The organism is Flammeovirga sp. AWQ4_249 (genome assembly GCF_056161045.1).
In genome coordinates, this window is the sequence record NZ_JBSWYJ010000043.1 from 21824 (window position 1) to 48768 (window position 26945).

General features: G+C 34.6%; 10 protein-coding genes. All 10 read left to right on the forward strand.

Annotated elements, in window-relative coordinates; genetic code table 11:
• Window positions 1-6: 6 nt before the first annotated feature.
• The 10 genes from ACXAHM_RS21595 to ACXAHM_RS21640 all read left to right on the forward strand — a co-directional run bounded on the left by ACXAHM_RS21595 (window position 7) and on the right by ACXAHM_RS21640 (window position 25711).
• The gene (locus tag ACXAHM_RS21595; RefSeq protein WP_474964712.1) at window positions 7-1830 is read left to right on the forward strand and encodes a RagB/SusD family nutrient uptake outer membrane protein; all 1824 of its coding nucleotides are present in this window, start codon (window positions 7-9) and stop codon (window positions 1828-1830) included.
• Window positions 1831-1862: 32 nt separating this feature from the next.
• Window positions 1863-4100, forward strand: coding sequence for a hypothetical protein (locus ACXAHM_RS21600; RefSeq protein WP_474964714.1), 2238 nt, complete (start codon window positions 1863-1865; stop codon window positions 4098-4100).
• Window positions 4101-4632: 532 nt separating this feature from the next.
• Entirely contained in the window at window positions 4633-6156 is a 1524-nt protein-coding gene (locus tag ACXAHM_RS21605; RefSeq protein ID WP_474964716.1) for a sulfatase, read from the forward strand.
• Between the two features lie 14 nt (window positions 6157-6170).
• Window positions 6171-9095, forward strand: a complete 2925-nt coding sequence (locus ACXAHM_RS21610) for a glycoside hydrolase family 2 protein (protein ID WP_474964718.1) — start codon at window positions 6171-6173, stop codon at window positions 9093-9095.
• A gap of 106 nt (window positions 9096-9201) precedes the next feature.
• A complete protein-coding gene (locus tag ACXAHM_RS21615) occupies window positions 9202-13023 on the forward strand; it encodes a GH39 family glycosyl hydrolase (RefSeq protein WP_474964720.1) in 3822 nt (1273 codons plus the stop codon).
• Between the two features lie 459 nt (window positions 13024-13482).
• Window positions 13483-18489 carry an Ig-like domain-containing protein gene (locus ACXAHM_RS21620; protein WP_474964722.1) on the forward strand — a complete coding sequence of 1669 codons (5007 nt, stop codon included), beginning with the start codon at window positions 13483-13485 and terminating at the stop codon, window positions 18487-18489.
• 368 nt (window positions 18490-18857) lie between these two features.
• Window positions 18858-21461 carry a family 78 glycoside hydrolase catalytic domain gene (locus tag ACXAHM_RS21625; protein ID WP_474964724.1) on the forward strand — a complete coding sequence of 868 codons (2604 nt, stop codon included), beginning with the start codon at window positions 18858-18860 and terminating at the stop codon, window positions 21459-21461.
• A gap of 9 nt (window positions 21462-21470) precedes the next feature.
• The gene (locus tag ACXAHM_RS21630; RefSeq protein ID WP_474964726.1) at window positions 21471-23114 is read left to right on the forward strand and encodes a sulfatase; all 1644 of its coding nucleotides are present in this window, start codon (window positions 21471-21473) and stop codon (window positions 23112-23114) included.
• 392 nt (window positions 23115-23506) lie between these two features.
• On the forward strand, window positions 23507-24931 hold the full coding sequence (locus ACXAHM_RS21635; RefSeq protein WP_474964729.1) for a sialate O-acetylesterase: 1425 nt from the start codon (window positions 23507-23509) through the stop codon (window positions 24929-24931).
• A 534-nt stretch (window positions 24932-25465) separates the two neighbouring features.
• A complete protein-coding gene (locus tag ACXAHM_RS21640) occupies window positions 25466-25711 on the forward strand; it encodes a hypothetical protein (protein ID WP_474964732.1) in 246 nt (81 codons plus the stop codon).
• The last annotated feature ends 1234 nt before the right edge of the window (window positions 25712-26945 follow it).

The following is a 26945-nucleotide window of genomic DNA, read 5'->3' on the forward strand; positions in this document are numbered from 1 at the left end:
AAAGAAATGAAAACAAACATCAAAAATATATTTAAAGGAATTTTCCTTGCTGGAGCATTTGTAGCCTCAACTACTTCTTGCTCGTTTCTTGACGAAACATCACCTTATGATAATCAAGAAGTTTTAAATGAATCTGCTGAAGGACGTAAAGCATTAATTGATGCAATTTATGCAAATACTTCAAAGAATGGTGGATATACACAGGCATACCCTGTAACTAGATTATTACATTCTGGATTATTTACTTCCACTTCAGCAAACGTAAGAGCAAATGCCGGTGTATTAAAACCACTACCAAATGAGCAGTGGTTGGACAACTCTTGGTTGACATCTTATCAAAATATCAATTACACAAACAACATCTTAGATGACTTGTATCCACATTCTTCGGAGTCAAGAATCTTTGAGGAAGTTGAATTTGATACTGCAGTAATTGATAATGAATCATCGGTTCAGCTACAGGAAATCAAAAGCTTAATGTCTGACGCAGGTTTGTCTCAAAATGAGAAAGATGTAATCGGTTCAGCATTATTCTTCAGAGCTATGGAATACTTCAACTTAGTGAGAACTTTTGGTGAAGTGCCCTTAAGAACAGAGCCTACAAATACAGAAAATATTCATATGGCGAAAGCATCAAAAACAGATATCTATTTACAGATTCTTTCTGATGCTCACTTAGCGGAACAATTATTATCTGTGGAATCTTTTGGTAATGGTTACGCTGGAAAGTATGCCGCTTCAATGCTACTTTCTAAAGTGTATATGCAATTAGCTTCTGTCGCTTATGCGCCTACTGATGAGTATTTAGTTGTAGACGAGATTACTTCTTTAGACAATACAATGCTTTGGGAACAAGCGAAAAAGTATGCTCAAGCTATTGAAAATAGTGGTCAATATGCATTAGAAGAACATTATGCTCATCTATACAACGGTAGCCCTGAACAAACTGTAAATAATAATCCAGTACCTTTCTCAGGAGAAAATAATGAAAACTCTAAGGAAGCTATCTTTGGTATTCGTTATAACAAAACGGTAAATCAAGTTTCTTATCAAGTTCAATTCACTAGAAATAACTACACTATTGGATTAAACCATTATGGTCGTCTTGTTCCGAATGCAGAAACAGCTTATTTACATTATCACTACTATGGTTTAGGATCAAGAACAGCAATTCCAAACGATACGCGTATTCCAGCAACATACATTGAAACTACAGATCAATATGCTAGAGATGCAGCGACAGGTGAAGTGAAAATTCAAATGAGAGAATATGAGGGGGTTTTAACACCAAGTGGATGGAACTTCGTCGCAAGAGGAGGAAACTTTGATGGTCGTTCATTTGAAACAAACATCTCTAGATTGTATCCTTTATTAAGAAAGTTAAGCAAGAAAGACAGAACATCTGTAAGTCAAGGTGACAATCAAATGTTTATGGTTTATAGATATGCAGATGTATTGATCATGTTAGCAGAAATCAATCACATGTTGGGTGATGATGCAGCAATGAAGTCTTACTTAAAGCAAGTGCATGTAAGAGCATTTGGTGATCTTTATGAAGAAGAAGATGGAATGCAAAGAGCACAAAATGCATTTACATCTTATGATGAAAGATTATACTACGAAAGACAATTTGAGTTATTGGGTGAGGGCGAAGATGCTTATGAAGTAAGAAGAAGAGGATACCAATGGTTCATGGATCATGTGGTTAACTATCACAACTCTACTTTCATCGGTAGAAATGATTATGATACTCAATTCTTAACGGATAGAGAAACGATTATGTACTTGCCAATTCCATTGAACGAGCAAAACAAAAATCAAAAGTTATAATTCTTTAGATCTTACTAGTAACTGAAAAACAAATGAAAAAGATATTTATATATACTTCTCTTTTTGCTTCCTTATTAGCAGGTTGTAAAGAAGATCCAGAAAATGAGCTTTTCCAAAATACAGCTGCAAACAAACCCACTAATATGCAATATGTAGAATTAGTGACGGGAACTGACGGTTTAGACAGTATTTTTATGGAAGTCCCTGTTTGGGAAGGAGCAAAATCAGTCGCATTAGCTATTGACACGATGTATATTGGTGTAGAAGGGGTTGCTCCCGATGCACCTTATCAAGCATTAAAAAGTGAATGGTCATTTATTCCAACAATGTTGAATCAAATGAACATTCCAGATTATCCAATCAAAAGAGATAATCCAAATGATGAAGCAGGTTCGAATACTTTCTGGTTTAAAACGCCAGGTGTAATTCCTTCAAACATGGTAGATATTGATCCACATACAGGTCAAATTATCATGAAGCAAGTAGTGAATGGTGAGGAAGATGTTTATCAGAATGTAGACGAAAATGGTTATCCTGTATGGGGTGGCGGAGGAACTCAAGTAAAAGTTACGAACGCTATTGATAAATTAAATCACTTACCAAGAGGTGATTACGAGTTTACATTAACTGCAGATCACGCAGGTGGTTCTGTCGTATTTAGCAAAGTTGCCAAAATCAGAATTATTGATTTAGAAAATACATTATTGAATAATGTCATCTCTTCAAATGTTTCTGATATTACTGAAGTTGGACAATTAGATTTGAGCTTTATGCCTGAACTTTCTGCACCAACTGATGTATTAGGATATACCTTATTAGATGAAGAAGGAAATGAGGTAGTTGAATTAAATGGTATTCAAATTTCAAGTGAAGGTGCGGTTATCAAAACAACCAATCAATTGGAAGAAGGAGAATACACATATACTGTAAAAGTAGCGACTAATAGAGGTGCTCAAGTGTTCGAAAATGGTGTAACATTAAATGTTTCTCCATTAGAATTGGGCTTGACATATCCTGCTACTGATATTGATTTTTCATCATTAGGAAAAATCTTATCACTAAACAAATATACACCACAAGAAGGTGTTTCTTATCAGTTTGAGTTTGTTGAAAATTACGATGGTTATACTATTGATGCTTCAACGGGTGAAATTTCAAGAATTGGTTTTACAGCCAGAGGAAATGACATTGAATTGAAAGTAAAAGTAGTTACTACATTAGGTAATTATTATACATCCGCAAAATTCAATATTGTTGGTGAAGAAGTTGAGACTACAGTTTCAAAAGACGGTGTGGCAATTCAACAAGTGAATGTATCACCTTGGACAAACTTTGAAGGCTTAGCTTTCGCATTTGAAAGTGCTTCTTTAGGTTCGTTAGATAAAACATACAAATTGATCAACCAAGATGGTTTATTAGGTATCTCTATTGATCCAGCTACAGGTGTAATTGCTATGGAAAACAACGGTATGAATCCAGAAGCGACTTACAGCATCGGTGTTGAAGTAGAATTAGATGTAGAAGGAACAATGGTATCATATTTTGCGAACAATGTTTTTGATATCAATATGACAAAAACATGGGTAGAAGGTACGACGGATGACTTTAACTTGACAAATTATTCAGGTGTTTACTTTGATCAAATGGTTCCTCAAGCAATTGGTCATTACTTTAAAGATATTACAAATGATGATATCGCGATCAACGAAAAGAGTAATGCAATGGATCCAGAAGATAAAGCTGATACAGATACAGATTATGCTAACAATGGTAGATCTGCAATCATCAAAGCATTTGTGTTAAGTGATTTTGCTGAAAGACCAAAAGAAATCGAAGTAACTTACTTAGATGGTAGAAGTGGTAATCCAAACAGATGGAACTTGAGTGCGTTGAGATCTGTACAAGTAGCATTTGATAGAGAAGTACAATTAGAAGGTACTATTGATGGTAACCAAGTATACTCTGAATCAGATTGGACAGTAATTGTTGACGAGAGAGATGACTTATCACAATTACCTGATACAGGATATGAATATGTTGAAAATTCAGTATTCAAATCAAATGTAGCAGGAATTGGATGGGATAACTTCGTGAAAGCAAATCTTAACCCAGTTACAACAAGTTTTGCAGTTCCTGAAGACGCAGATAATGTTGAATTTGGTATGTTCCAACATGTTTTCAAAGGTACTTACTACGTTCAAATTAGAACTGGTTTAACGTACAAATATGCAGTAGAAACAGAAGCAGAATTTGTTCCTGCAGCATTATAATCAGACAAGAAAACGAATAATATCTGATACAAGCATAGACATAAATCCTCAACCTGTGAAAATGGGTTGGGGATTTTCTTTGTTAATGAAAAGTGAATAATGAAGAATGAAAAACGTTAATAAACGTAGTCCCACGATTGAAATCGAGGGCTTTAGTGTGGCTATCCTTTCAAATAAGCGTAGAATATAAATTGAAAGTCTACCTCTTGTAGAGGCACGATTCATCGTGTCTCCACACCACTAGCTAATAACCCAAAAATTTCAGTGAATCCATCCCCATATTAACACACAGTCTCCAAAAAATTATCTATTTTTGAAATAAGCCTTATTCTTTCATTCAATAAGGTACTTTTTAACTTGATAAGTCAATATTGTGCTATTTATAGTGAATTAGTGATAAAGTCTATTGAACAAAACAACCGATCTTTACCTTAGATTATAAATGTTTAATCGACAATTAACTAATACTGGATTTTTTAGGAGCATGAGATATACACTGATTTTTTTATTCCTGCTTATTCAAGGAATTTGTTTGGCAAATGACAAAAAAAAGAAAAAGGATACACCTCCAAATGTACTACTTATAATGGTGGATGACCTTAATGATTATGTCGGTTTCTTAGGTGGACACAAACAAACGGAAACACCTGCAATGGATGCTTTAGCGAGTAAATCTGTTGTATTTACCAATGCATTTTCAAATAATCCGATTTGTGCACCCTCAAGAGCAAGTTTCTTTACAGGATTATATCCTCATACTTCCAAAAACTTTGGGTTTAAAAAATTCAATAATAACCCAACATTAATGGGTTCAAAAACGATGATGGAAATGTTCAGAGAAAACGGTTATACTGTTGTGGGTTCTGGAAAATTAATGCATCATCATGATAACAAATTATTTGATCAATATGGCGACCGTTCTGATTTTGGTCCTTTTCCTTATGATGGGAAAAAACCAGCAGGTCACCCAAGTGTTCCTGAATCATTTAGAAGTATAGGTACTTTAGATGGTAGTTTTGCCCCTTTATCTGATGTTCCTGAAGTAAATGGGAATAAAGGTTGGTACGATAAATTAAATGGATGGCCCATTAAAGTGGAGCCATTTAAATACAATAGTGATGAGGATCGAGATCAAATGCCAGATGAAGTGAAGGCAGAAGATATCAGTAAATATATCCAACAATTTGAAAACGATAAATCTGGAAAACCATTCTTTATGGCAGTAGGATTTAATCGTCCTCATACTCCTTTATATGTTCCTCAGAAGTATTATGATATGTTTCCTTTAGAATCAGTGGAATTGCCAGAAATGAAATCTAATGTCGATAACATTAATTACTATAGCCAACCTAAAGGGAATAGTGGTCAAAGAGGAAAAGATCTTTTTGCAGGATTGATTGAAGGATTTGATGGAAACAAAGAATATGCTTTAAAGAAATATGTACAAGCCTATTTAGCTTGTATTGCTTTTGTGGATAATCAAATTCAATCAGTATTAGAAGATATTGAAAACTCCTCATTTGCAGACAATACAATAATCGTTTTTGTTTCTGACCATGCTTATGAAATGGGAGACAAAGATTATTTATACAAAAATGCACTATGGGACAATGCTACTCGTATTCCAATGTTGATTCATGAACCAGGAATGAAGAAATCAATGACTGTGGATCAGCCTGTTTCATTAATCGATATTTATCCTACACTTATTGATTTATGTGGGTTAGAAGGATCAACGATGAAAGATGAAAATGGAAAACCATTGGACGGTAACAGTATGCACCCACTCTATGACAAGAAAGCAGGGCAGTGGGAAGGTCCAGCTTATGCTATAAGTACAGTGACAGGTGGACAAGGTGATGTAGTCAATAGAAATCACTTCTCTATTCGTACCAAAGAATACAGATACATTCGCTATGCCAACAAAACAGAAGAACTTTATGATCATACGAAAGATCCTCATGAGTTCAACAATGTAGCAGCGGATCCAAAATACAAAAACATCAAAGCTGAATTAGCAGCAGCATTAGATAACGAATTACAACTTGCAAATTAAGTACAGCTACTGAAATGAAATATTTTTTACAACATTTACTAGGACTATTACTCCTGACAATTTCCTTCTCGATATCTGCACAGGATATCACGTCTCTTAATGGAGAATGGGAAATTATTTATGATGACTTAAATGAAGGAAGAGAAAAGGGATGGATCAAAAAAGAAGGTTTTGATAAAAATGCTTCTAAAGAAAAAATCCAAGTTCCCAGCTGTTGGGAGGAATTCCGTCAAGACTATGAAGGTGTAGCGATCTATAAAAAAGAATTTGACGTACCTGAAGATTGGGGGAAAAAGAATGTTGCCTTACAGTTTGAAGCTGTAAACTACATTGCTGAAGTATACCTAAATGACGAAGTAGTAGGATACCATAAAGGTGGTTTTACTCCTTTCGAATTCAGAGTAAATAAAACATTAAAACCAGGTGAGAAAAATACTTTAATGGTACGTGTTGTTTCTCCAGTTTTATATTCTGGAAAAGTAATTGACGGCATTGGACCTCACCAAACACCAATGTGGAGAGGTGCCTTGACAGGTGGTATTTGGCAAGATGTAAGCGTTAAAGTAACAGATGATTACCTAGTTGACGATTTATTTATCCAAACAAAATACCAAACAGGTGGAGTATCTTTAGATGTAAATGTTGAGAATACAGCTACTGAATTAAGAGATGCAAAAGTTGAGATCAATATCTTAGGAAAAGACCAAAAGGTAGTAGCAACGAAAACAGAAACGATCACACTTACTCCAGGTAAAAATGATCTTGATTATAACTTTGAAATTGAGGATGCAGAACTTTGGGGACCTAAAAATCCTTACTTATACACTGCTCAAATCAAGGTTTCGAAAGATGATGAATTATCAGATGAAATGAATACTAAATTTGGTATTCGTGAATTCACTATCAAAGACAAAAAGTATTACTTAAACGGCAAAGAATTCTACTTAAAAGGTGGTTTCTTTGAAGGTTTATACCCTACAAAATTAGCCTATCCTGATTCTGAGGAAATGGCTAGAAAAGAAATTCAATTAGCCTTAGATGCTGGATTCAATATGATCCGCCCTTGGAGAAAACCTCCTCCAAGAAAATGGTTAGATCTATGTGATGAAATGGGTGTATTGACAATCGGTTCATTAGCTATCGAATGTATGCACAGACCAATCGCTTCTCCAATGTTACCAGATATGGTAGAAACAGAAGTAAGAGAATCAGTACTTAGAGACAGAAACAGAACTTGTGTCATCCAATGGGAATTATTCAACGAATTATGGCAGCCAGTCTTGATTCAAATGTTACACCCAATGGCATTATTAGCGAGAGATTTAGACCCTACACGTTTGATTTTGGATGAATCAGGTGGATTTGCAAATGGTGCAAATATCTACCTTCCAAATCAAAAAGTGGCAGTGAAATTCTCAGATATTCATACGTATCCAGGTTGGAATTTCAACAACCAAGCGTTCCAAAAAATGACACAAATTTCTTGGACAAAAGAAGAGAAAGAAGCGGCAGGTTTTCCAAAATTAAAATCTCCAGGTAAAAACAATAAAGCAGGTGCAATGGTCTTTGTTTCTGAAATCGGATACGGTTCACTACCAGATCTTGAAGCAAACAACAAAGCGTTTAAAGAAAAAGGAAATCCTTTAGCTCCGATGTACCGTGATCACGCTCGTCTAGAGAAAGAATTTAATGAAGTTTTAGATGCTTCAGGTATGCGTAGCGTTTTCCCAACTTTACATGATTTGATTGTTGCTCAACAAAACTATCATGGTCGTTTAAACAAGAGAATGTTAGAAGCATCTCGTTCAAATTACCTAACAGCAGGTTACTGTATTCATGCTTTAACTGACGGTGATTGGATCGTTGGTGGTGGTATCATTGACTTATGGAGAAATCCAAAAGGACAAGTATATGAGTTGACAAAAAAGGCAAACCAACCTCAATTAGTCATCAGTAGAATTGCCACTAGAAACCTTACTTCAGGTCAAAAAGTGAATGTAAGTTTGACAGGTGTCAACGAATATGAAGATGAAAAAGTGGTCGTTGCATTAGAAGTAAAAGATGCTGCGGGTAAAGTGGTTTACAAGAAAGATGTAAAAGGAAAATTAACACATGGTGTTTCTGATTTATACAAAGGAACAATTGATACAAAAGACTTAAACGGTACGTACACTTTAACTTCTACAATGAAGAATAATAAAGGTAAAGTGATCATCGATAACCAAGAAACGTTTGATGTATTTAATACTGAAGCCATGAAAGTACCGACACAAAAAGTACTTTTATTAGAGGCGAATGAAAAATTTGCAAAATATTTTAAGGAAAAAGGTATTGCATTTGAAACTTTCACAGGAAAGCAAAAGCCAGGTCAATTATTGATCGTAGGTAAATTGGGAATGGATGATGCTTTCAAAGCTAAAGTTGAAGAAGCAAAGAAATTTGCTGCAAAAGGTGGTACTGTAGTGTTCACTGAAGTAAAAGGACAGTGGGTAAATGAAGGAAAGCACCGTGAGATCTATAAAGAGTTACAAACTTCTGAGCAATTACCTTATAATGCACAATTAATCTCAGCAAATGGATTATGGCACAATGCAGCTCCAATTGTAACGGATCACCCTGTTTTTGCAGGTCTTCCTACAAATCAATTTATGGCTGAAGCATACACTGCTGTAGGTACTAGAGTGGCAATTGTTGCTCCGGAAGGAAAAAATATTGTAGGTGTAGTTACACACGATAGATTCCCTTATCAATCGAAAATGTTGAGAAATTACATGGGCTTAGGTAAAGTTTATTTCAACTCTGAATTCTTGGAAACAAAAGAAGGAAAAGGAAAGTGTATTTATACAACAATGAACTTACAGAACCCTATTAATTTTGATCCTGTTGCTCAAAAAATCATGAACAACATCATCACACATTATTCTACAAACGTACAATAATACCAAAAGGCTTATTACCCTAATTATCAGGTGTAGTAAGCCTTTTTTCTATTTATTGATGTGTAAAAACTATTGTAAGAGAATTTTTTAATTACTTTTTAATGAAATGAAATCACTATTATTTACACTACTAACACTTCTCGCTTTTAATATTTATGCACAAAAACCGTTGAGATATAAGAGCAAAACGTTGATCTCCAATGGTTCTACTGAAATTAAATTAAAAGAGACAGGTTTCCTTAATACGATTAAGGTCAATGGCATTAAAATTTTACAAAATTCAGGTGTAGTCATTACCAAAAGTGGACAGGAAGTGAAGGACATTGAGTTTAAAAATCCTGAACACAAAATCTTAGGACAAACTTTAGAAATTACATCTTCTTTTACCAATAAAAAAGATGAATTAAAACTGATTACTAAAGTGACAATCCATGGTCAAGGGGTCATTGTAGATCATGTTTTAGAAGGTAAAAAATCTTATACCTTAAAAGCATCTCAGCTGTTGTTTACCTCTGAATCTTTTGAAGGTACTTCTTACAAAATTGGTCCAGTCAACAAGCCTTTATTGACAAGAGATCAAGCAAAAGGAACTTGGAATGCCTTTCAAGGTGATGTTCCAGCAATGTACATGACTTTGGGTATGGAAGATGAAAAAGTATCCTCAGGTGTATATTTTAAGGATATGACAGGTTCTTTTAGTATCGTTTTGGCGAATGCAAGTGAATGGTATGATGATTATATTGTCAAATTATTACCGACAAAACCAGGAAGAATTACGTATTACTTAGCCCTGCCAAAAGAAGTTGCAACTTCTTCAAATGCTAACAAAACAGCTCAAGTTTCTCCTCAAAAGAAAAACGTAATACAAGCACAAGCGTTAGCCATTGCAAATAGTCAAACGATTAAAAACAAACGTTCTCTTATCCGCATGAAAGATGTAGGATTAATGGGAGATGTATTGCATGTTGGTGAAACTTTAGTCAAAGGTCTATCGCCCATCATCAAGAAAAATGGGAAGGTATTTAATGTGCCTTTTGGTATCACGAAAAACAGTACAATTGAAGGGAATAAATTGATTATCAAAAACGATTTTAAATATCAAGGAGATGAATTCCAATTTACAATGACGGCTGTTGCGGGAAATGGATACGTAGATTTTTCTTATGACTTAAAAGCATCTGAAGGAATTGAATTTGTGGGTGCTACGGTGTTTATGGATTACGCAACTTTTAAAGGAGGAGCTTTCAAATTAGACGGGCAAGGTTACAAGTATAAAACAAAAGAGGAAGTGGAAAATGACTGGAATTATTTGATTTGGTCAAGACCTTCTAAAATGTTTACCGCTTCCAATAATAATGCAACAAATCTAAAAATTGAATTTGCCAATGGTGAAAAAGGGAAGATGGAAATGATCTTACAAAAAGATGGTTTCTTCAAAGATTATATGCTGAAGATGTATCAATCGAATCCTGATGCACCATTACAGTTCCGTATGACACTTCCAAAAGGAGGAGAACTTTCACTTCCACAAGGAGTAAGAGACAATGAAAACCAAATTAAAAATGGCGGTTTTGAAACGGGAACGCATGGTTGGGGTGCCACATTTGATGGTTTTGATACAGAGTCCTTAGTGATTTTGGATGAAAAAATAAAAACAGAAGGAAACAACTCACTTCGTCTAGATATAGGCGAAGTGAAACTTCCTGTTCCAAGTCCACACCAAAATGTTTCGTTGACGTCAGAATTTGTGAAATTAGGTGGCTCTATTGAAATGACTTACAGCGTAGATTTGAAAGCCAATGTAGATGGTTTACCTGTTCAGATGAAAGTCAATTACCAACAAACAGATGGTGTAGCCAATAAAGGAACGATCGCAGAAGTCAAGAAAATTAAGCTTACAAAAGATTGGAAAAGATATACTTTCCAATTGCAATTACCAAAAGGACTTTTTGATGCATTTTCTGTCGGTATAAAGATCCCAAAAGCTAAAGCAGGCACACAAGTTTGGGTAGATGCCGTGCAATTTAATCCTGGAACAAAAGTAGAATATGCAGCAACGAATGAAATTGAAATTGGAGGAAATACACCCGATAAATACAATTTATACTCTCCTAATGAAGAAGTGAAATTGACTTCTTTAATTAAAAATAACAGCTCAAAAAACAGAGAGGTCAAAGTAAAAATGACCGTTTTAGATCCCGATTATTACAAAGTACTACAAGCAGAAAAAGAACTTACATTACAACCTAATTCACTAGCGAAGAACCCAATCAAAGAAAATATTTTTACTTCTTCTAAAAAAGGAGCTTACAGAGTCTACCTTTCTGTAGAAGAAGAGGGCAAGGAAGTAGATCGTTATTTTTACTCTTTCGGAATTGTCGAACAAATCAAGGATAAAAAGTTAAATACTGCTTCAAGATTTGGTTTACATATGGGCGGTCATAGATTCTTGGAAGCAGCGGATTTAGCGAGTAGAATTGGCTACAATTGGTTAAGAAATGGTGCCTTTTTTAATAATTGGTCTACTTTCGAAATGAATAAAGGACAATATAGTCAATGGCTAATCAATCGCAATCTGAAGACTTTAGACCTGTTGGAAGAAAAAGGATTGACGATGTTAGGGCAGATTGGAGTACAGGTTCCTAAGTGGGCATCTTCAGCACCAAAAGGAAGCAATGAATGGAAAATTTATCCTCCAAAACCAGAATATATGGAGGATTACCAAGCTTATGTTGAGAAAGTAGTAGAGACCTATAAAGGTAGAGTATATGCTTATGAAATTTGGAATGAACCCAATGGATCACCTTTTTTTAGAGGAACTGCCAAAGAGTTTGCACCACTTTTACAAAAAGGATATGAAGGTATTAAAAATGTAGATCCCAATGTAGAAGTATTGGCTTTTGGTCTGACACATTATGGAAAAACAGCACAAAATTTTCTAAAAAATGTATTTAAAGAAATTGGTTCTGAGTATTGTGATGTAGTTTCTTTTCATCCTTATACAGATGGAAGGTTAAGTCCTGACCGAACGCATGTTGTGCATCAATTCGATAAAATCAACAAAGACATTAAGTCATTCGGAGAAGAGAAACCCCTTTGGGCAACAGAGTATGGTTTCTTTAATCCTCAGAAAGGTTCAAAAACCTATACTCCCTTCAAAAATAAAGATGTACCCAAACGTCTAGTTTCAGAAGAAGAAGCAGCAAGATTTTATGTGCAAGAAACGGCGATTGCTTTCTCAAATGGTACAGAAAAAGCCTTTTACTTTATCTTCCAAGAAGGAGATATTGCTAACCGTTGGTTTCATGGTTTCATTGGGGTCAACGGTGAACGTCTGAAGTCTATTTATTATGCTGGTGCAGCATGTGTTGCCAATTTAGATTATTCAGAATCTTTAGGTTTGGAAAAAGCTTTTGGTGATGTTTCTATTGCCAAATTCAAAAGAGAAGGAAAAGTGACTTCTTTACTTTGGAAAACAGATGGAGGAAAAGATGTAACAATCAAAACGGATCAGCCAATTGAAGGACAAGATATCAACGGTAACCCATTTATAGTATATCCATACCAAGGAAAAGTATTTCTAACATTGGGAGAAGATCCAATTTACCTTTATAAAGACATCGATGTAAAGACGATTCAAAATAGTCCTTTCAAAATGGAAGAATATGTATTGAATTCATCTGATCTTGAAAATTCTCAGATTACACTAGAAGGAAAGGTGGATGCTAATTTATCTGTTGAAATTCAATCAGGTGCATTAACTTCTTCTGAAAAGCAGACACTTTCAACTTCTATCAAAGTGACATTAGACAAAGATTTAATGAAAGAAGAAAGATATAAGACACATTTCTTGATCTATCATCAAAAGAAATTAGTAGGGAGATTAGAAAAAGTCATTCATATGGAAAAACAAGCCACAGTGCTTTAAAATATTTCAAGCTAAACGAACAAATAAACATCAAAATTACTTGATGAATATTAAATTGAATAAAGTGTGGAAATGCGTGAACAGTAGTTCATGCATTTTTTTATCCTTAAAAATGTAATGAATTTGAATTTGTTTTTTAGAGAATTGTATGTTAAAATCCATTTTTTTTAAATGATTAACTATAAATGTAATAACGACATTAATTTATTTAATCATAAGTAAATGAAGTAGTTGTGGATTTTTATTTAAATGATAAGGTGTAAAATACTGCTTTTGGTTCAACATTTTTCTTTTCCTATGTTTGAATTGCGACATAAGATTTAAAATGTACTTATGTCCGTCAAATGAATGAATGAATTGACTAACACGCTATCGAAAAAGTGCACTAGACGTAGACTTTAGACAATCAATATTTACTGTCACTATTCAGTATTTATGAACTTACTTTCACTTTTTTAAATGAAAAAAACAACTACAAAACTAATTTTTGTTCTATCGACATTATTGACTTTCTCTCTTCCGCTAACTGCTCAATTTGTTGATGTTGGAAACGGTAGTTATACCACTACATTTCCAGGAACTGATGTTGCGGGTAGAAACGCTTATCCAGGAGGAACGCCACAACTCAGTGAAAATGCAGTAGGAAAACCAGTTCCTACCAATGATTGGTGGTCATCACTACTTCAGAATGACCATGCAAATAATCTTTTCAATTACCCAATGGCTATGAAAACAACCAATAATGGATTAGTAGTCACGTATATCCCTTGGGGAGTATTGGATGATGTTGCGCCCATTACAGTAGGAGTTGAAAACCTTAATGCCTCACAAGCTACTATTGCAGATTACTCAGATTGGACGGTAACGATGGATTGGAATGATGGATCCAAACATTTTCAAGCCGTTTCAGGTATCGGAATGCCTTTCGTTTATTTCCAAAAAGAGTCCAGTGATCTAGCTAAAATAGAGATTATACAAGGTACTGTGACGGTGACCAATGAAATGATCGTCGTAGAAAATGCCCGTCATGGAGCAAGTTTTGTTATTTATGGACCAAGTGGGACGGTTTGGGAACAAGAAGGAACAACTTATACATCTTCTTTGAATAGCAAAGATTATTGGTCATTGGTGATGCTTCCTCAAACTACTTCAGATGTAACACAAGCAGCTTCAGATTTTAAAAAATACGCATATGTATTTCCAACAAATACAACTGCAGATTGGACCTATGATGAAGCCACATCCATATTATCAACAGTTTACAATGTTGAGGTTGAGGTGAAAGAAGGCACAGCTGAAAATATGATTTTAGGATTATTACCTCACCAATGGGATAACCTATCTTCTTCGTCTACACAGACAAATGCTATTGAATACACTTCAGTAAGGGGAGCGTTGAAAATGTTGGAAGGTAATACATTTACCACTGAAAATACATTTCATGGAATTTTACCAACACTTCCAAATGTCACAAATTACAGTGAAAGCTTTGATATTTCTGCTTTAAATCAAAAAGTGGAAGCCCTTAAAAATGAATCTCTTTCGACTTGGACAGATTCATACAATGAAGGACAAGTGATGAATCGTTTAATTCAAACGGCAAGAATTGCTGATCAGACAGGCAATATTGAAGCAAGAGATTTAATGATTGCAACCGTAAAAGAACGTTTAGAAGACTGGCTGACAGCGGAAAGTGGAGAAGTAGCTTTCCTATTTTATTATAACAGTGATTGGACAGCAATGTTAGGCTATCCGGCTGGTCACGGTCAAGATTCTAACTTAAATGATCACCACTTTCATTGGGGATATTTTATTCATGCTGCTGCATTTTTAGAACAATATGAACCAGGATGGGCCGAACAATATGGAGACATGATTGATCTTTTAGTTCGTGATGCCTCTTCACCAAATAGAGACGATGATACTTTTCCTTATTTAAGAAATTTCAGCCCTTATGCGGGACACTGCTGGGCCAATGGATTTGCATCTTTTCCACAAGGAAATGATCAAGAATCAACTTCTGAAAGTATGCAATTTCACTCTTCATTAATCCATTGGGGTGAGGTGACAGGCAATAAAGAAATTAGAGATTTAGGTATTTATTTATACACTACAGAACAGGCGGCAGTAGAGGAATATTGGTTTGATATGTACGAAAGAAACTTCAAGCCAGATCAACAATATAGCTTGGTTTCAAGGGTATGGGGTAACAGCTATGACAACGGAACTTTCTGGACAGCTGATATCGCTGCATCATACAATATTGAATTATACCCTATTCATGGAGGATCATTGTATTTAGGTCACAATGTAGAATACGTTGAGAAACTATGGAATGAAATGACTCAAAATACACAGGTATTAGATAAAATAGATAACCCGAATTTATGGTACGATGTGATGTGGAGTTACTTATCTTTTTCAGATCCTGCAAAAGCAATTGAATTATATGACGACTTTCCAGAGCGAACATTAAAATTTGGTGTTTCTGACGCTCAAACATATCATTGGTTACATGCGATGAATGCATTGGGAAAAGTAGATGTTACCATCACTGCTGATTCACCATTAGCTGCAGCTTTTAATAAAGAAGGTGAAATGACCTATGTTGCTCAAAACTATAGTGATGTAGAACAAGTCGTATCTTTCTCAGATGGATATATATTAACTGTTCCTGCTGGCCAATTAGTGACCAATAAAGATGTGGATATTGAAGGGACAATAACAGCAAGTTTTGAGCAGGCACCTGTGGGTGGAGCAGTTGAATTGACTGTAGAAGTAAAAGATATTACTCCTTCGAAAGTTGAAATTTATGAAGGCACAAACTTACTCGCTAGTTTAACAGAAGCACCCTTTGTAGCTAAAGCTGAAAATTTAGGGGCTGGTCAGCATTCATTTTATGCCAAAATGTATGACGGTGAAAATTTTGATGTGACTAATATTGTCTCTATTACAGCTGGTTTCCAAAAAGCTTTTGGTGAAGCAACACCGCAATTGCCAGGAACGATTGAAGCAGGGCATTATGATATTTTTGAAGGCGGATTAGGTCAAGGTATTACTTACCAAGATCAAACAACTTTCAATGAAGGGAATTACAGAAAAGAGGAGTATGTCGATAACGTGTTAGATAATGCAGAAGGAGCAACTGTCGGTTGGACTGCAGGAGGAGAATGGTTAGAATATACGGTTGAAGTGACAGCTTCAGGTATTTATCAATTGTCGTATCGTTTTGCTTCAGGAATTGGTGAAGGTGGAGGACCATTTAAATTGCTTTCAGATGGAGAGGTCATTGCTGAAAATGTTCTTGTGAGTTCAACAGGTGGTTGGGATCAATGGCAAACGGCTATAGTTTCCGATATATCATTAACGGCTGGAACGCATATTTTACGTCTTTCTTTGGACAATGGAGGATTTAATATCGGTAGAATGACCTTTGAAAAACAGTCTGACTTGCCTTACAGTCAACCTGTAGCCAATGCTGGAGATGATAAAGTGGTTGCTTTAGCTGATGGAGATGTAATGTTGAATGGATCGAATAGTTATGACCCTGACAATGGAGCATTGACGTATACTTGGACACAAATTTATGGTCCAACAGTTGCAACGATTTCTGATTTAGCAAGTGTTTCACCAACATTAGGCAATTTATCAGGAGGTGAATATTTATTTGAACTTGAAGTAAGTAACGGTGAATATTCTGCCAAAGATCAAGTGAAAATTAATGTAACGGAAGACGGTAAAATTCCACCGGTTGTTTCTATTCTTTCTCCAGAAAATAATGCATCCTTATTTATTGGAAGTGAAGTTACGATAACAACCAATCCAACGGATCAAGATGGGACAATTACCCAAGTTGAATTCTTTGTAGATAATGTCTCTATAGGAACTGTTACGGAGGCTCCATTCGATTTAGGTTGGACACCTTCTGATGTTAAAGTCTATACTATCCATGTTGTTGCAACAGATAATGATGCTAGGACAGCTGCTTCATCAACAATTAATGTAGAAGGAAAAGCAGCACCATCATGTAGAGGAACAAGCGAAAATGGACATTACCATTATCAGTTTTCAGATCATGCTTCAAATCCAACTTTGACATTTATTCCTAACCAAGAAGGAATGGGTTCACCTACTTGTATCTTGTATCTTTCTTTTGATGGAGGAGGATATGGTGGATACTCGGTAACCGCTAATCAACCATTCCAGATCAATGCCAATGAAGGGCAAGTCATTTCATTTTACTATACTTATTCTCACCCAGAAGGAGGGGAAAGAAATACTTCAGCTTCGCCACATACATATGTCATAGGAAGTTGTACAAATAATGGAGGGGAAAGTAATTTCCCAGAAGTAGAAATTACGTCTCCTAATGATGGTCAAGTATTTACTGAAGGAAGTGAAATAAATATCTCAGCAAATGCGTCAGATGATGACGGTACAATTGCTCAAGTGGAATTTTTTGTGAATGATGTTTCTTTAGGCATTGATACGGAAGCACCTTATGAAATTTCTTGGACCGTAGTTTCAGGTAGTTCTGCTATAAAAGCAACAGCGACAGACAATGATGGAAATACTTCAGCTTCATCAACAAATACAGTGATTGGTCGTTCTGAAACTTCATGCAATGAAGGAGAAGTAGCCAATGGACAGTTCCGTTATATTATCTCTGAAGCAACTGATAACCCAACTTTGACATTCGTCCCTAATATTACAGGTCTTGGTGATAATGTTTTGATTTTATATTATAAAACGAGTGATCAAGAGGGATACCCAGGCTATAATGCCGAACCAAATGTTCCTTTTGAACTAAATGCACCAAATGGAAGTACAGTTTCTTTCTATTATACTTATTCTCACCCTGAAGGAGGAGAAAGAAATACCGCAGATGATATTCAATCGTTTATAGTTGGTGATTGTGGAAATGAAGTAGAAAATCAATTGCCGTCTATCAGTTTATCAACTTCGGACAATGCTTCTAATTATTTTGTTAGTACAGAAATTACTTTTGCCGCCAATGCTACGGATTCAGATGGAAGTATTGCAAAGGTAGAATTCTTTGTAAATGACGCATCCATTGGATCTGTAACTGAAGCACCATATGAAATAAAATGGTCTTCTGATAAAGCGGATACTTATGATGTAAAAGCTATCACAACGGATAATGATAATGGTGAAGCTATGGATCAAATGACAATTACGTTGGAAGAAGAAATTCCAACAGCTATTGTTAACGACAAAATTAAAATTGAATATTATCCAAATCCAGTCACACATACTTTGACGATAGATTTACCAGAAAATAATCAAACTGTTTTTGTCCGAAATATGGATGGAATAAAATTGAAAGAAATCACCTTCGGTAAAGGAATATCGAAAATTGATCTTTCTCAGTTGACTTCAGGCGTCTATGTTATTTCTGTTGTTGGATCAGACTATTTTGAAAGTTTCAAGATCATCAAACAATAAAAAGAGATAAGAGAGACCGCACCTTAATTACCGAATTTTAAAGAAGCCTTATAAATAGGCAATCTTGTTAATAGATTGTTTATAGTGTTTAAAAATGCATGGACCTATGTTCATGCATTTTTTATTACCATTATTTCAACTTTAAGAATCAATAAATCAGCATAATATTGACCATAGGTAGTACTAAATTTTGAGAACCTTGTCAAAATCGTTCAAAAAATAGTTATTAGTAGTATCTTTAGGTTATACTTATAATTACATTATTGATTGACTATTTATTTAATAATGTAATACTTTTTGAAATGAATGAATTAAGTAAAAAATCAATTGAAGTGACGATTTGATTTTTTGCTACTAAGCTGAATGGCATGATTAAAATAACAAGGAACTTAGGTTTACTCTTACTAAGCCTAATGCCAATTTTTTCTTGGGCACAAACAACAACTTTACAAAGTGGAGTAAAAGGATTATGGGAACCTTCTTTTGAATTAAAAAAGAAAGAGTGGAAAGCGTATTGGATTTGGAATGAAGACAATAAGGCAGAAACAAAAGCTCCTAAAGTTTTATTTCGCAAAAAGTTCAATGTAGAACAGTTAGATGAGGCTAAATTGTATATTTCGGCTTCTTCTTTATATAAATTATACATCAATGGTGAGTATATCAATAGAGGACCGTTGCGTTCGGCTCCTCATCATCAGTCATTTGATGTACTTGAAATTTCAAATAAGCTAAAGCAAGGAGAGAACCTTATTGCCATAGAAGTACATTATCAACAAGGTGAAAATGCGTATCATTTAAAAGGTAGAGCAGGCTTGTTGGCAGAATTACATATTGGTGACGAAATTATTGCATCAGATAAAACTTGGAAAGTATTGGTAGATCAATCTTGGGATACTTCAGCACCTTTAATGAGTCGTTTTATGCTTTTTGTTTCTGATAAAGTAGATATGGCAAATTATGAAGCCAATTGGGAACAACCTTCTTACGATGATAGTGTTTGGGGAAATGCTGTAGGTTTACAAAGAAATTCAGGCTGGCCTTCTCCTCAAAAAAATGCAGTTCCAAGAGCAATTACAACGCCTTGGACTTCATTAGAGCAAAGACATTCTCCTTATCTTACAGAAACAGACATTACTGTTAATCAATTTTATGTAGCGGATTATGTAGAAAATTATTTAGCTGTAGCGAAAAAACCTGAAAAAATTAAGGTAGAGCCAAATTCGAATAAGGCGAAATTAAAAATCAAAAAAGGGATTAATACTGCACATCCATTGATCTTAAAACCATCAGAAAAACCTTATTTATTAATCGCTGACCTAGGCAGAGTACATAGTGGAATGCCACAATTTACCATGAAAGGTGAAAAAGGGTTGAAAGTGGAAGTAGTTGGGATTCCTTATATGGTGGACCATCAATTTACGTATCAAGTAGTGGACACTCGTCAAATGGATGAAATTTACTTATCTGGTAATCAAGATAAATGGCAAGCACAATACTTTAAACCAACAAGATATTTAGCCATGGTGGTACATCCTCAAAAAGAAAATGTGGAAATAGAGCACTTTGGTTTACATAAAATGGCTTATCCTTTTGAAAAGAAAGGAAACATCACTTCAGCATCTAATCCATGGATTGAAAAATATGTAACAGCTACAGATGAAACAATTGATGTGTGTACGACAGATGCTTATACTGACAATTACAGAGAAAGAAGACAGTATGCGCAAACAGGTTTCTACGGTTCATTAGGTAATTATTATACATTTGGAGACTATACTTTACAAGGACAAAAGCTTGTGCAAGTAGCTCAAGAAGCGGAACCAAATGGTGTTTTCCCAGCGTATGGTCCATTATTGAATAATGAATACATGATCATACTAGATGCTAATTTGCTTTGGGTGAGAAGTTTAAGAAATTATTACTTACACTCGGGTGATGTAGAAACGGTAAAATTACTATTGCCTACTGCACAAAAGGTGTTTGATTTAATGGGAAAATATACTAATGAGGGTGGTTTAGTTGATAATCCTCCTTATGCCTATTGGTTGGACCATGCAAAGAACGATAGAAGAGGAGCTAACCTTAATTTAAATGGGCATTATATCGGTGCATTACATGATATGGCAGATATCTTGACTTGGTTAGGGCTTCCTAATGCAGATCAGTTTAATGCAAAAGCGGAAGTGGCTAAAAAGACCATTCAAACAACATTCTGGAATGAAGAAAAAGGGTTGTTTGTCGATGCTGTAGTGGATGGAAAGCAATCTGATCAGTTTAGTGAACATGCACAAGCGATGGCATTAAGCTTAAAAGTGGCGACAGAAGAACAAGCGAAGAAAGTGATTCAAACTCTATTGAAAAAAGATGAATTGAACTATGTGAAAAGAGAGAATGGAATGTTTATGGTGACGCCTGCTATGTCTTATTTCTTGCATAAAGGCATTGCTGAATACGGATACATTGATGAAACATTCGAATTATTCAAAAGAAGATTTGATAAAATGTTGGCTCCAGAGATGAACGGTACACTTTGGGAAGAGTGGTGGAGAGATGCTTCAGGTCGTTTTGGTAAAAAAGGAATGATCGGTAGAACACGTTCTGATGCTCAAACGGAAAGTGCTTTTGCGACAGCTTTATTTACGGAATACCTATTAGGTGTTGAACCAACAGCGCCAGGAATGTCAGAAATTGTATTGACAAAAAATAAACACTCTATTGAAGATCTTGTGGGAGAAATTGCCACACCAAAAGGACTTTTAGGAGTAGCATGGAGTGCTAAAGGTGAGAAAGGAAAGGTAGTAGTGACTGTTCCAGAAGGAATTAATGTACAACTCAATGCGACTTCTTTTGTAGAAGCATCTCAACAAGAAATTAATATTGATGGAGAAAATGTGACTGCTAAAGGACTTATTAAAATAGGTGCTGGCGAACATACTATTCAATTCAATCAATCAAAAAAATTAGGTAAATAATTAAAACAGATGAAAAAGATCACATTATTTGTTTTAGGTTTTATCAGCCTATTTTCAACGGCTATTGCACAGCAAAAAGAAAAACCAAACGTACTTTTCATCATCGTTGATGATTTAAATGACTTTGAAGGAAAATTTGGTGGACACCCTCAAGCGATTACACCTAACATCGATAAATTAGCCAATTCTGGTGTGACATTCGTCAATGCGCAAACCAATGTGCCTGTTTGTCAACCTGCTAGGAATAGTTTATTTACAGGAGTTTATCCTCATGATTCGAGAGATTTTGGATGGACATCTCGTACAAAGCAACATGTTGTAAAAAACAATAAGACGCTTTTTGAACTGTTTAGAGAAAATGGTTATCAGATGTATGGGTCGGGTAAACTGATGCATAAAAATGATCTCAAAATGTGGGATGAATGGGGTGTGCCAGAGCGTATTAATTACGGTCCACATGCTTTTAATGGAAATAAAATTATTCCTCATCCTTCTGTACCTGAGCCTTTCAGAAGCATTAATATTGTCGATGGATCATTTGCTAGATTATCAGATGTACCTCAATTTGATAGTACGAATACAAAGTTAAATCCAGGTTGGGGCTATCCAAAAAAGGAATTTAGATATGTAAATGATGAAGACAGAGATCTATTTCCTGATGAACAACATGCAGATTGGGCGGTTGAAAAAATCAAACAATTAGAGAAAAACAAATCGGGAGAACCTTTCTTCATGGGTGTTGGTTTTGTAAAACCTCATACCCCATTATATGCTCCAGATAAGTATTTTGATATGTATCCTTTGGAAACGTTGAAGTTGCCAAAAATCAAAAAAGGAGACAGCGAAGATTCATTTTTTAAAGAAAATTATCCGATGTCACAAATGGGATTAAAATATTACAAAGCCCTTTGTGATGCTTATGAAGATGATGAAGAAGGACTTAGAAAGGTACTTCAAGCATATTTAGCTTGTGTCACTTTCATGGATGATCAAGTTGGCAAAGTTTTGGATGCATTAAATAATAGTAAGTTTGCAGACAATACAATCGTCGTATTTACTGCAGATCATGGATGGAATTTTGGTGAAAAAGACTACTTGTACAAAAATTCACCTTGGGAAGAATCTGCGAGAGTACCAATGGTCATTCGCTATCCTCAAGGACAAATTAAAGGATTAGAAGTTGAACAGCCAGTCTCTTTAATCGATATCTATCCTACCTTACAAGATATGTGTGATTTGGTGGACAAAACTACTATCAACAAACAAGCTGGAAAAATTGGAGGACACTCCATGCAACCACTTTTAGTAGAAAAAACACAAGAATGGAAAGGACCTGAAGGTGCACTTACCGTAATGGGAGTGGGCATTTCAGAACCCGTTGAAGGTCTTGGTGTATCTACCAATCCACAGGCATTATGGCATATCAAGATTATCAAAGATCTTCCGCAAGAGTATGTATTAAAACAAACATATTCTTACAGAACAAAAGATTTTAGATATATAAGATATAAAGATGGTCAAGAAGAATTATATGATCATCGCAAAGACCCTTACGAATGGAATAACGTAGCGTCAAAAAAGAAATATCAAAAACAGAAAGCTGAATTAAAAAAGCAGATGTTCGAGATCATTGGCGTTTCAGTTCCTCAATAAGGCGAAAGACATCGTAGGCAGTGTAAGCATTGTGAATTATTATTATAAGATATTCTATGTATGAAATTGCATTACATCCTATGATACAGTTTAATAATGGAGGGTTGGAATTTGGAGATCGACACGACAAATTCTAGCAAGAAATTTTTGAATAAATAGATAATCTTATTTATTCAAGTTGATGAAGCACTTATTCGAACAGAGTAAGTGCTTCAACTTTTTAAAATGAATTTTGATGAAAATCTATCTCTGTTGAAGTAGGATAATCAATGGTAAAAAGTCAAAGGAAAAATGCTGAAAACACCTTCAAATTTGACCATTTTATGCTAAAATAAATACATTAAGTCTTCTAAATTTGCGGCGTAGCAAACATCTATAACATACCAAAAGAAATGAATAGAATTATTACAACATTAACATTACTTCTTGTTCAAACCGTACTTTTCGCTCAAACAACTGTGCACTCTGTATTTGGTGATCATATGGTCTTACAACAAAGTTCAGAAGTGAAAATATGGGGAAAGGATAAAGCCAAAACAAAAATTAATATCACAACAAGTTGGGGTGCAACAGCAGAGACTAAGACCAACCAAGAAGGCAAATGGGAAGTTTTTCTACAAACGCCCAAAGGGTCATATGAAGTTCAAAATCTTCACGTCAAAGGAACTTCAGAAGTAGCTTTGCAAGATATATTAATTGGTGAAGTTTGGTTAGCTTCAGGACAATCCAATATGCAAATGCCTTTGATAGGTTATAACAATCAGCCTGTTATTGGATCAACAAAGAAAATTGTGGAAGCCAATAAGCCCAATCACATTCGTTTATTTCAAGTAAACAGAAAAGACAGTGATGTAGAAGTAGAAGAAATAGAAGGAAAATGGACTTTATGTAATGCTCAAACAGTTAGACAATTTAGTGTAGTTGCTTATATTTTTGGTCAACAATTAGCGGAACAGTTGAACGTGCCTGTAGGTTTGATTCATTCTTCGAGAGGGGCTACTAAAGCAGAATGCTGGATTAATAATGAAGACATCAAAACAATTTCAATTTACAAAGACAAAGAACTTCCTGAAGAAAAAAATGTAGAAAAGAGACCTTCTGTATTTTACAATAAAATGATTCATCCTATAGTAGGATATACAATCAAAGGGGCTATTTGGTATCAAGGAGAAGCCAACAAAATGGAATCAGCAGCTTATCCAGAAGTGATGAAAACGTTGATTTCTAGTTGGAGAAAAGAATGGGGACAGGGAGATTTTCCATTTTATATGTGTGAAATTGCACCTTTCAATTATGGAAACCCTTCAGGTTTAGAAGCTGCAAAATTAAGGGAAAGTCAATATCAAATTACCCAAGAAAACGAAAATGTCGAGTTGGTTTCAACAGCAGATCTTGGGGCACAATATTTTATTCACCCTCCAAAAAAAATCGAAATTGGAGAACGTCTTTCTTACATCGCATTAGACAAAGTATATCAAGTACCTGGATTTGAATTTAACTATCCAACTTTTGGAGAAAAAGAGATTATTGATGGAAAAATTAAGGTGAAAATACAAAACGCGAAAACAGGATTGACTTCATTCCAAGAAGAAATTAGAGGTTTTGAAATTGCTGGTGAAGACGGTGAATTCTATCCTGCTAAGGCAAAACTAATATTTAGAAAACATGAACTTTGGGTGTCTTCGGAAGAAGTTGCTCAACCTAAATATGTTCGCTATGCTTTTTCAAACTATCATGAAGCCAACTTATTCAGTGCAGATGGTTTTCCGGTCTATCCTTTTAGATCAGACAAAGATGACGAAGTAGCAGAAAATTAATAGTATTTATTTACCGATTAGAATACCCTCATGAATTACAATTTGTGAGGGTATTTTCCTTTCAATAAGTCTATATTCGTCAAAAAGCTCATTTTAGCCCGCATTTGAACAAAATAAGGACCCTTTTGAACTATTATTATTACTATTTTTTTTCTGAGTAACAGTTTATTGAATGGTTTTCATCTTAAATAGGAAACCCTTTATAGTTCAGAAGTAATTATAAGTTGATTTTTTATTTGAATTGAAGTTGGGTACTTATAAGGTTTACATATTATATTGAGTTCAATTTTTTAATGTTCCTCTCAAAATAACAACGTTTGAAATATATGCGTTGTGTATATTTATAGAATAAAAAAATTACGTTCATATTTTTTATAAACATACTGACACCTAAAGGATGAAAAAAATAGAACAAAAGAAAAAGATAGCTTTCTTGCAAAGAATATGTAACTGCAATAAAACCCTTAATATTTCAAGGCTTATATGGTAAATCAGTAAGTGAATTCCACAAAATACTAGAAATAAAGTCAATTTATGATCAAAAGAAATAAAATATTTATTGTACTGATATTTTTAATTTCATGCAATATAAAACAAGATGGAAAGTCTTATAAAGTAAATGAAAGAGTAACTAAAAATGAGTTGTCAAAAGAAGAATTAGACTCTCTTGAGGCATTACTAGGACCAGAGAATTTTAAAAAACATATGGAACTTATGAATAGTATAGAAGATACGTTTTCTGTAAATGGGAATAGTAAAATTGGAATTAAAATAAAATAAGCATAAACGAAATAGTAGAATTGTCCGAAAAGGAAAGGCTTCTCATATATAATATTTTATCATAATGATAAATATCAAAATATCGTAGTCCCATGACTGAAGTCATGGGCTTGAATGTGTGCACTTTTTCAATTAAGGGTAGTCTTAGAATTGAAAGTATGTCCTAAATTAGAGGCACTCTTTATAGTGACTCACGAACCATCTATGTCTTATTAGGAATTATATATACAAAATCAGAATCTTTCATTGAAAAAATACCCACCCAATTAGCCCATGACTTCAGTCATGGGACTACAAACAAATTAGCTTCATACTTTTTTATATGAAGCTAATTTGTTGAATATGAAAAGTACAACTCCAAGTTCTACACGAATCTTACTGACACTAAAAAGGGCTCTACTATAGCTTTCCTTTATCAGATTGATATATTTCATATAGTCTATTTGCAAATGGTGTAATACTATGTTGATTAATTGAATTTCCAGACTCTAAACTAATCCTATTTGGGATAGTTTGGTTTCTGAATCTTTTATCAAGTAAAAAACTTATTCAATTTGATAGTTCTAAGTAACACCTAAGACAGTACTTTCGAACAGTGGGTTGACATAAATATACCAAAATATCGTAGTCCCATGACTGAAGTCATGGGCTTAAATGTTTGCATTTTATCAATTAAGGGTAGTCTTAGAATTGAAAGTATGTCCTAAAGTAGAGGCACTCTTTATAGTGACTCACGAACCATCTATGTTTTATTAGGAATAGTATATACAAAATCAGAATCTTTCATTGAAAAAATACCCACCCATTAGCCCATGACTTCAGTCATGGGGGATGAAAGTATTACGTTTAAAATTTGAATTGAAAATACTTTTTAAAGTAGAGGCACTCTTTATAGTGACTCACGAACCATCTATGTCTTATTAGGAATTATATATACAAAATCAGAATCTTTCATTGAAAAAATACCCACCCATAAGCCCATGACTTCAGTCATGGGGGATGAAAGTATTACGTTTAAAATTTGAATTGAAAATACTTTTTAAAGTAGAGGCACTCTTTATAGTGACTCACGAACCATCTATGTCTTATTAGGAATTATATATACAAAATCAGAATCTTTCATTGAAAAAATACCCACCCATAAGCCCATGACTTCAGTCATGGGGGATGAAAGTATTACGTTTAAAATTTGAATTGAAAATACTTTTTAAAGTAGAGGCACTCTTTATAGTGA